Raw genomic sequence first — 8,771 nt, 5'->3', positions numbered from 1 at the left:
AGCAACGACGCGGCCGCCGCGAGCGCCCGGGCCGGCGGGGCGCCCGACGCGGCCGCCGAGCTCCTCGGGCTCGCCCGCGGGCTCGGTGGCGACACCGCCGACTGGCGCGTCGACCTCGCCGACCACCTGCTCGCGGCGGGCGACGCCGCGGGCGCCCGCGCGGTGCTCGACGGGATCGCCGACGCCGACCGCGACGCGCGGGCCGAGCGCCTCCTCGCCCACGTCCACCTGCACACCGACAGCTACGCCGAGGCCGCCGCACACCTGGAGGCGGCCCTGGCCCGCGCCGACGACGCGGCCGTGCGCGCGCACGTCCGCGCCGACCTCGTCTACGCGACGGTGAACCTCGGCCACATCGGCGAGGCCGCCGCACTGGCGGCCGACCTCGCCGCCGACGCGGCGGCGGTCGGCGACGCGGGCCTGCTGGCGGTCGCGGAGGCCACCGGCGCCATGACGCGGTTCCTGGCCGGCGGCGGGCTCGACCGCGACGCGGTGGACCGCGCGCTCGCGGGCGAGGACCCGGCCGCGTCCGGCCCGGTGATGACACGGCCGACCCTCATCGCGGGGCTGCTGCTGTCCTGGACCGGCGAGCTCGACCGCGCCCGCGACGCGCTGCTCGCCGTGCGGCGCCGCGCGCTCGCGACCGGTGCCGAGGCCGACCTGCTCTTCCCGGCCTTCCACCACGTGATCCTCGAGTGCTGGCGCGGCGACCTGGCCGCGGCCGAGGACCTCGCCCGCGACACCGCCGAGCGCGCCGAGCAGCTGGGCGGGACGGTCGCGGCGGCGATCGCGGCGTCGGTGTCGGCCACGGCGGCCTCCTACGCGGGCCGCCTCGACGAGGCCCGCGAGGGCGCCCGCCGGGCCGTCGTGCTGCTCGCCGACGGCAGCGCGGTCGCGGCGACGGTCTGGCCCTTGATCACGCTCGGGTTCACCGAGCTCTCCGCCGGGGACGCGGCGGCGGCGGCCGAGGTGCTGGGGCCGATGGCGGAGGCGACCCGGGCGATGGGCTACGGCGAGCCCCTGGCCGCCCCGTTCGTGCCGGACGCGGTCGAGGCGCTCGTCGGCGCGGGGCGGGTCGACGAGGCCCGCCCGCTCGTCGACGACCTCCAGCGCGCCGGCCGCGCCCTCGACCGGCCCTGGGCGCTCGCCCTCGGCGGGCGCTGCCGCGGCCTGCTGCTCGCCGCCGACGGCGATCTCGACGGCGCGGCCGCCGCCCTGACCGAGGCCCTCGCCGAGCACGACGGCGTCGCCGTCCCCGTCGAGCGGGCGCGTACGCAGCTCGCGCTCGCCGGCGTCGAGGGCCGCCGGTCGCGGCGGCGGGCGGCCAGCGAGCACGCCGAGGCCGCGGCCGGGACCCTCGAGCGGATCGGCGCCGCCGCCTGGGCCGCGCGCGCCCGGACCGAGGCCGGGCGCCTGCACCCCGTGGCCGAGCCCGCCGGCGACGCCCTGACCCCCGCCGAGCACCGGATGGCCCTGCTCGCGGCGGCCGGGCGCACCAACCGGTCGGTGGCCGCGGAGCTCGCGGTCAGCCCGAAGACGGTCGAGGCCACCCTCGCCCGCGCCTACCGCAAGCTCGGTATCCGCTCGCGCGCCGAGCTGGGCGCCGTGATGGCCAGACGTGATGGGGAAACACCCGATGCCGGTGGGCTCGGGCGTTCCTAGCGTCGCGGGGCATGGTCCCCCGCTCGGCCGCCCGGCCCCTCGCCCTCGCCGCCGTCGTGCTGACGGCGATCGCCGTCCTCATGGCCCTCTGGGCCGCCGTCATGGGCGAGGAGGCACCCTTCCTCGGTCCCGTCCTCGCCGCGGGCCACCTCGGCGAGCTCGCCGCCGCCGTCGCGGTCGTCGCGTGCGGCGCCGCGGGCCGGGGCGCCCTGACCGCCGTGGGGCTCGTCGTCACGGCCCTCGGCGAGCTCGGCCTGGCCACCGCGGAGATCACCAACATGTCGGCGCCCGACACCGCGCAGCCGATCTACGCCGTGGCCCCGATCCTCAGCGGGATCGGCATGGTCGTGCTCGGCGCCGCCGTCCTGCGGGCCCGCGTCTGGGAGGGCGCGCTCCGCGCGCTGCCGCTGCTCGTGGGCCTATGGATGCTGGTGGTGACCATCCCGGTGATCGTCGCCACCGGCGGGCCGCCCGCGCTGCTCCCCGCCCTGGCGCTGGCCGTGTGGGACCTGCTCTGGCTCGGCACCGCCCTCGGGGTCCTGGCCACGGTGCGGGCCGCGACGCCGCGGCCCACGACGACCGTCCAGCGCCTCGGCTAGTAGCGCCAGCGCCAGGCGGCGAGGACGTCCTCGGTGTCCTTCTCCGCGGCGAAGGCGGCGTCGGACCGCCGGACCGCGAGGAAGGCCCCGAGGCGCTCCTCACCGAGCAGGCCGGTGAGCCGCCCGTTGGCGAGCAGCGCCGCCTCCTGGTCGGCCTGGGTGGTGGGGAGCTCCTCGACGCCGGCCGCGGCGCGGTCCGCCGCCGTCCAGGTGCCCGGGTCCGACGGGATCGGGTCGGGCGGGACGAGTCCCTCCTCGACGCCGGCCACCCCGCTGGTCAGGATCGCCGACAGCGCGAGGTACGGGTTGGCCGACGCGTCGGACACCTTGAGCTCGACGTTGGCGTGGTCGGTGCCGAGCAGCGACGAGCCCGCGACGTAGCGGACCGGGGCCTCGCGGTTCTCGATGCCCCAGAAGCCGAAGGCGCCCGCGAAGAAACCGGGCCGCAGCCGGGCCGTGGAGCCGACCGAGGGCGCCGTGATCGCGGCGAGGGCGGGCAGGTCGCGCAGCAGGCCGGCGACGTAGCCCGCGCCCGCGGTGCCGGGGCCCTCGACGCCGCCGGCGAGCACGTTCTGCCCGTCGCGCCACAGCGAGGTGTGCGCGTGCCAGCCGTTGCCCGCCAGCTTCAGCGAGGGCAGCGGCGCGAAGCTCACGCGCAGGCCGTGGCGCGCGGCGACGGCGAGCACCGTCTGGCGGGCCAGGAGCTGGTCGTCGGCGGCCCGCACCGGGTCGGTCGCGCCGAGCGAGAGCTCCACCTGGCCCGGCCCGTACTCGGCGTGGAGCTGACCGATCCGCAGCCCGTTGGCCTCGGCGTCACACAGCAGGTCGGTGGTGAAGGCGTCGATCTCGAGCAGGGCGTGCGGGCTGTAGGCCGGCGCCCGGTAGGCCGGCACCACGGCACCGTCGTCGCTGGGCAGCGAGACCGCGAACTCCATCTCGTAGCCCACCAGCGCCGACCAGCCGCGCGCGGCGAGCGCGTCGACGGTCGCGGTGAGCAGCGAGCGCTGGTCCCAGGGCCACGGGCTGCCGTCGACGTCGACGATCGTGCCGGGCGCCCAGGCGAGGCCGGGCTGGCCGGCGAGCGGCGTGAGACGGTCGAGGTCGGGGACGAGGCGCACGTCGCCCGACGGCGTCTCGCGGCCGGGCGCGCCGTACTGGATGCCGTCGTTGGTGTCGAACACCGCGAAGACGGTGCTCACGCCGACGCCGGTCGCGGCGACCTGCGGCAGCGACGCCACCGGCACGGTCCGCGAGCGCGGGATGCCGTTGTTGTCCGCCCACACGACCGTCACGCCGGACACGCCGGCGCCCCGCAGCTCCTCGACGAGCCCGGCCGCCCGCTCCGCCGCGTCGCCCATCGCCGCCACCTCCCACCCGTCGGCATGGTCTCCGCGCAGGCTAGTGGGTGACCCCGGACGCCCCGCCGTGACCGCGGCGCGCGCGGGACCCGGTGCGGGCGCCGGACCACTCGTCGCTCGTGATCGACTCCCGATCGGGTGGTTGCCGCCCCTACCCCGGAACGAGCGGTCGCTCACCACCGATGAGCGGTTCGTGACGGACGCCAAAGCACCGTGTGAACACGAGCGGTCGCGGGCTGCGTCTGACACAGTGGTGGGGCGACGGTCGTGGGACCGGAGCTCGCGGGCCCGGACGCTCGTCCAGGGCCTCGACGGAGGGAGATGACGATGCCCGGCACCCTGACCCGGCCAGAACTCACCGCCTCGGACCGCTGCGATCGCTGCGGAGCAGCGGCCAAGGTGCGCGCCGTACTGCCCTCCGGTGGAGAACTCCTCTTCTGCGGGCACCACGCCCGGGCCCACGAGGCCAAGCTGAAGGAGCTGTCGGTGGACATGCAGGCCGGAGAGAGCGCATGACAGCCGCCTGACCAGCCAGTTCCCCAGCACCACACCAGAGCCGAGATCGAGTCCACGACGGGCGAGGACCCCAGGGTCCTCGCCCGTCGTCGTGTGCGGGGTCCGGCGCCGCGGGCGGGCGGTGATCGCCCCGGGTCCGCCCCGTGATCGCCGGCGCGGCCCGTCCCGGCTCCTCCCCACCGGCGGCGGTGATCGTCCCTCGTCCCGCGCCGCGGCGACGGCGGCCGCGTCGGTGGGACGACAGCGTCGCCCGCGCGCGGCGTCGGGCGCCGTCACCTGTGGTGACGCTGCGGTGAACTCCGTGACGACCCGGTGTCCGGCGGCGACGGCCGCGACACGGTCCGCCGGCCACGCCGTGTGATGTGCACCACACGTGAGCACGCGGGCACACTGCGTGGGTGATCAGCGCCAGGAGCGCAGCGTGGCGATCCGTTCCTCGATCTGCTCGATCGAGGCCATGGGCGTCGCGGGCCCGCCGCAGGACTTCCGCAGGTCCCCGTGGATCGCGCCGTGGGGCTTGCCGGTGCGGTGGTGGTGGGCCGCGACGAGCGCGTTGAGCTCGCGGCGCAGGTCCTTCAGGCGCTCGGCCACGCCGACGTCGCGCCGGAACTCCCGCGCCGGCGCCGGCGCCTCCGTCGTGGCGACCGGGGCCACCGGGGCGGCCGGGCGCTCCTCCTCGCGGTCCAGCTGCTCGGTCTGGCGGCGGCGCAGCAGCGCCCGCACCTGGTCGGGCTCGAGGAGCCCGGGCAGCCCGAGGTAGTCCTGCTCCTCGGCCGTGCCGGCCCCCGCGGCGGTGCCGAACGAGGAGCCGTCGTAGATCAGCTGGTCGAGCTCGGCCTCCGCGGAGAGCGACTCGAACGCCTTCTCCTGCTCGCCGGGCTCGTCCTCCTGGCGGTTGGCGCGCTCGAGGAGGTCGTCCTCCCAGCCCTCCTTCGGCCGGTGCGGCTCGCCGAGGACGTGGTCGCGCTGCACCTCGAGCTCGCTGGCGAGCGTCAGCAGCGACGGCACGCTGGGCAGGAAGACGCTCGCGGTCTCGCCCGGGCGCCGGGAGCGCACGAAACGGCCCACGGCCTGGGCGAAGAACAGCGGCGTCGAGGCGCTCGTGGCGTAGACCCCGACGGCGAGGCGCGGGACGTCGACGCCCTCGGACACCATCCGCACGGCGACCAGCCACCGGTCGGTGGTGCGGGAGAACTCGGCGATGCGCCCGGACGCCTTCGGGTCGTCGGAGAGTACGACCACGGGCTCCTCCCCCGCGATCCGGCGGAGCAGCGTCGCGTAGGCCTTGGCCGTGGTGTGGTCGGTGGCGATGACCAGGCCCCCGGCGTCCGGCACACCCCCGGAGCGCAGCTGGGTCAGCCGGGTGTCGGCGGCCTGCAGCACCGCGGGCATCCACTCGCCCTTGGGGTCGAGCGCGGTCTTCCAGGCGCGGGAGTTGGCCTCGGCGGTGAGCGGCTCGCCGAGACGGGCGGTCATCTCCTCACCGGCGCTGGTCCGCCAGCTCGCCTGGCCGGAGTAGGCGAGGAACACCACCGGGCGGACGACGCCGTCGGCCAGCGCGTCGCTGTAGCCGTAGGAGTGGTCGGCCCGCGAGCGCAGCACGCCGGCGGCGTCGGGCTCGTAGGTGATGAACGGGATGGGGCTGTCGTCCGAGCGGAAGGGCGTCCCGGTGAGGGCCAGGCGCCGGGTGGCGCCCGCGAAGGCCTCGCGCGTCGCCTCCCCCCACGACTTCGCGTCGCCCGCGTGGTGGATCTCGTCGAAGATCACCAGCGTGCGCCGGCCCTCGGTGCGGTTCATGTGCAGCACCGGGTGGGCGGCGACCTGCGCGTACGTCACCGCGACGCCGCGGAAGTCGGTCGAGGTGCGCCCGACGCTGTTGGAGAACTCGGGATCGATCGGTAGGCCGGCCCCGCGGGCGGCCGCGGCCCACTGGTGCTTGAGGTGCTCCGTGGGGCACACGATCGTCACCGTGTCGACCGAACGGTCGCCCAGCAGCTCGGCGGCCACGCGCAGCGCGAACGTGGTCTTGCCGGCACCGGGCGTCGCGACCGCCAGGAAGTCCTTGGGGCGGTCGGTGAGGTAGCGGGTGAGCGCGCGCCGCTGCCACTGCCGCAGCGGTCGGGATCCCGAGGGATCGGCGCTGGTGGTGCTACCGGTCGCGCTGGTCGTCGAACGGCTGGTCAACGGCCCTCCGGGGCGGACGTCGGACGGGGGTCCCGGGTGGGCTGCTACTCCCCGTCGTCGCCGCCGCGCGGCATCTTGTTGAAGATCTCCTTGCACGCCGGGCACACCGGCGAACCGGGCTTCGGCGACCGGGTGACCGGGAACGTCTCGCCGCACAGGGCCACGACCATCGACCCCGTCACGGCCGACTCGGCGACCTTGTTCTTCCGCACGTAGTGGAACATCTTCGGGTCGTCGTCGCCCGTGCGGTCGGTCCCCTGCGGGCGGGTGTCGGGAAGCACGGCGGTCTGGCTCATGCCTCCATGATGCCCCACCGCCCCGACGCCGGACCCGCCCCCGGACCACTTCCGCCAAACCGCACCCACGCCCCCGACCCGCCTGTCACGGTGACGCCACCTGACGTCCGGCGGTGAGGAGCGCGCCCGTGACCCACCCGGCCCACACGCTCGGCCGAGCCCGCCTCGCACCGCCCCCCGTCGCCCGGCGGGAGCGGCCGGGCCGGTCCCCGGCGGTCCTCCGCGAGGAGGTGCCGGCCGAGCCGGGATCGCGCGCCGCCGACGTCCTCGCCTTCGTCGCCGAGCACCGCGCACGCCTGCTGCGCGTCGGCCTGCACCTCGTGGTCGCGGCGCTGCCCCTGCTCGCGATCTCCGCGCACGTGTTCGGGCTCGCCCCGATGAACGTCACGGCCGGGCTGGTCGTCGTGCCGCTGACGCTGGTCGCGCTCGTCCTCGGCGTGTTCTCCCCCGCCGGCGAGGAGCGGCTGGTGCTCGCCGGCGCGACGTGGGGCGTGCTCGCCACGCTGGTCTACGACGCGGTGCGCCTCGACACCGTCTACATGCTCGGCTGGTGGGGCGACTTCATCCCGCGCGTGGGCACGTGGATCGTCGACGTGGACGCCGACCGCTCGGTGCTGGGGGCGGTCGTCGGCTACGTGTGGCGCTACGTCGGCGACGGCGGTGGCATCGGCGTCGCCTTCTTCCTGCTGGTCGCGGCCACCGGGTTGCGGCGGTGGGGCGAGCGGGCGACGGTCATGGCCTCGGTGGTGTTCGCGGTCTTCCCGGTGTGGACCGGCCTGGTCGCCACCGTGGCGCTGGCCCCCCGGGGTCAGCAGCAGATGTTCGCGCTGACGCCCGCCACGGTCGCGCTCTCCTTGCTCGGTCACCTCGTGTTCGGGCTGGTCCTCGGGCTCGGGTGTGCCCGCTGCCGCCGGCTCGAGGAGTACTGGCCGTGGACGCCGCTGCTCGACCTGCGGCGGTCCGGGACCGGTACGCCTCGCACCGGGGTGTGGCCGGCCGCGGTGCCGTCGGCGCCCGACGACGGGTGGGGGCCGCCGGCGCTCGTCGTCCCGCCCGAGACCGCGGCCGAGCGCACCGAGATCCGCGTCGAGCGCCCCCGGCCGCTCGCGCGCGCGACCCGTCGGCGGGCGATCGGCGACGGGTCGGGTCCGATCCCCCTGCCCGAGGGACGGCGGGAGCCGCGCGTCCCGGTGTCGGGCCCGGTGCGCGTCCGGGCCTCCCGGCCCGTCGGCGACCCGCGGTCGGGGGCGCTCACGTCGCGGCCGCCGTCGGGTCCCGTCCCGATCCCGGACCCGCGTTCCGGTCCCGTGCGGCTCCCCGTTCCCCCGGCCACCGGACCGTGGTCGCGGGCCGCTCCGCCCCGGGCCGCGGACCCGTGGCTCGGCGACCGCCGACGCGGTGCGACGAGTTCCGCGAATCCACACCCTGGCGTGCCGGCGCGTGGTTAGCGTCCGCGCCGCGGAGGTCCGGGGAGCGAGCGGGGGCGGGAGCCGATGAGCGGGTCGCAGCGGGGCGCACGGCGCACCGGCACGCGCGCGCCGTCGGCGTCGGAGAGCCCGTGGGCGGCGCTCGACCGGCGGTCCGGTCCCCGGCGGCTCCCCCTCCTGCTGCTCGCCCTCGCGGGCGCCGCGGTCCTCGTCGTCGGCGTCGCGGTGTTCGGCGGCACGCCGGTCGTGTCCCACGGGGGCGTCGTGGCGGTCGCGGACGACGACCGGGGCTCCGGCGACGACGCGGGGTCGGACGGCGACGACGGGTCGGGCTCGGACTCCGGCCGGGAATCCGGTCAGGACTCCGGCGGTGGCTCCGGCGGCGACGCCGACGGGGAGTCCGGCGGGCGGGCCGGCGGGGGCTCGGGCGGCTCGGGGGCCGGTGGCGGCGGCGGTGACGAGGACCCGGCCGCGCGGTGCCGCACGGGCGGCGGTGCCTCGGGTGGCGACGGGGGCGGCGGCTCGGGCTCCGGCGGCTCGGGCGGTGGCGGCTCGGGCGGTGGCGGCTCGGGCTCCGGCGGCGGCTCCGACCGCGCGGGGTCCGGCAGCTCCGGGTCGTCGGCGTCCTCGGGGTCGGGGTCCTCCGGGTCGGGCAGCGGTTCGTCGCAGGGGATCGAGCGCGGGGACGACGACTCGGGCGGGTCCTCCGGCGAGGAGTCCGAGGGTGGG

General features: G+C 77.3%; 8 protein-coding genes. 5 read left to right on the top strand and 3 right to left on the bottom strand.

Annotation, left to right across the window (positions count from 1 at the left end; translation table 11 throughout):
- Together ABD994_RS19520 and ABD994_RS19515 are read left to right on the top strand one after the other, a co-directional pair.
- Nucleotides 1-1,662, top strand: a 1,662-nt coding sequence (locus tag ABD994_RS19520) for a LuxR C-terminal-related transcriptional regulator (protein ID WP_345418756.1), incomplete at its 5' end; no start/stop codon positions are given.
- Nucleotides 1,663-1,673: 11 nt separating this feature from the next.
- The gene (locus tag ABD994_RS19515) at nucleotides 1,674-2,261 is read left to right on the top strand and encodes a hypothetical protein (protein WP_345418753.1); all 588 of its coding nucleotides are present in this window, start codon (nucleotides 1,674-1,676) and stop codon (nucleotides 2,259-2,261) included.
- Here ABD994_RS19515 and ABD994_RS19510 read toward each other — a convergent pair.
- Nucleotides 2,258-3,619 carry a type I glutamate--ammonia ligase gene (locus tag ABD994_RS19510; protein WP_345418750.1) on the bottom strand — a complete coding sequence of 454 codons (1,362 nt, stop codon included), beginning with the start codon at nucleotides 3,617-3,619 and terminating at the stop codon, nucleotides 2,258-2,260. The genes ABD994_RS19515 and ABD994_RS19510 overlap by 4 nt on opposite strands.
- A gap of 321 nt (nucleotides 3,620-3,940) precedes the next feature.
- Between ABD994_RS19510 and ABD994_RS19505 the strand changes: the two genes are divergently transcribed.
- On the top strand, nucleotides 3,941-4,135 hold the full coding sequence (locus ABD994_RS19505; RefSeq protein ID WP_133825150.1) for a DUF7455 domain-containing protein: 195 nt from the start codon (nucleotides 3,941-3,943) through the stop codon (nucleotides 4,133-4,135).
- A 402-nt stretch (nucleotides 4,136-4,537) separates the two neighbouring features.
- Here ABD994_RS19505 and ABD994_RS19500 read toward each other — a convergent pair whose 3' ends face one another.
- Nucleotides 4,538-6,319 carry a DEAD/DEAH box helicase gene (locus tag ABD994_RS19500; protein WP_345418747.1) on the bottom strand — a complete coding sequence of 594 codons (1,782 nt, stop codon included), beginning with the start codon at nucleotides 6,317-6,319 and terminating at the stop codon, nucleotides 4,538-4,540.
- Between the two features lie 44 nt (nucleotides 6,320-6,363).
- A complete protein-coding gene (locus ABD994_RS19495; protein ID WP_285649856.1) occupies nucleotides 6,364-6,615 on the bottom strand; it encodes a DUF3039 domain-containing protein in 252 nt (83 codons plus the stop codon).
- A 128-nt stretch (nucleotides 6,616-6,743) separates the two neighbouring features.
- On the opposite strand from ABD994_RS19495, the gene ABD994_RS19490 reads away from it, so the two are divergent.
- Both ABD994_RS19490 and ABD994_RS19485 read left to right on the top strand, forming a co-directional pair.
- On the top strand, nucleotides 6,744-8,063 hold the full coding sequence (locus tag ABD994_RS19490) for a hypothetical protein (protein WP_345418738.1): 1,320 nt from the start codon (nucleotides 6,744-6,746) through the stop codon (nucleotides 8,061-8,063).
- A gap of 45 nt (nucleotides 8,064-8,108) precedes the next feature.
- A partial coding sequence (locus tag ABD994_RS19485; protein ID WP_425550086.1) for a hypothetical protein occupies nucleotides 8,109-8,771 on the top strand: 663 nt, incomplete at its 3' end.

The organism is Actinomycetospora chlora (assembly GCF_039542135.1).
GTDB classification, from domain to species: domain Bacteria; phylum Actinomycetota; class Actinomycetes; order Mycobacteriales; family Pseudonocardiaceae; genus Actinomycetospora; species Actinomycetospora chlora.
Note: the sequence above shows the minus strand (reverse complement) of the source record. Positions and strands in the feature narration are given on the sequence as shown.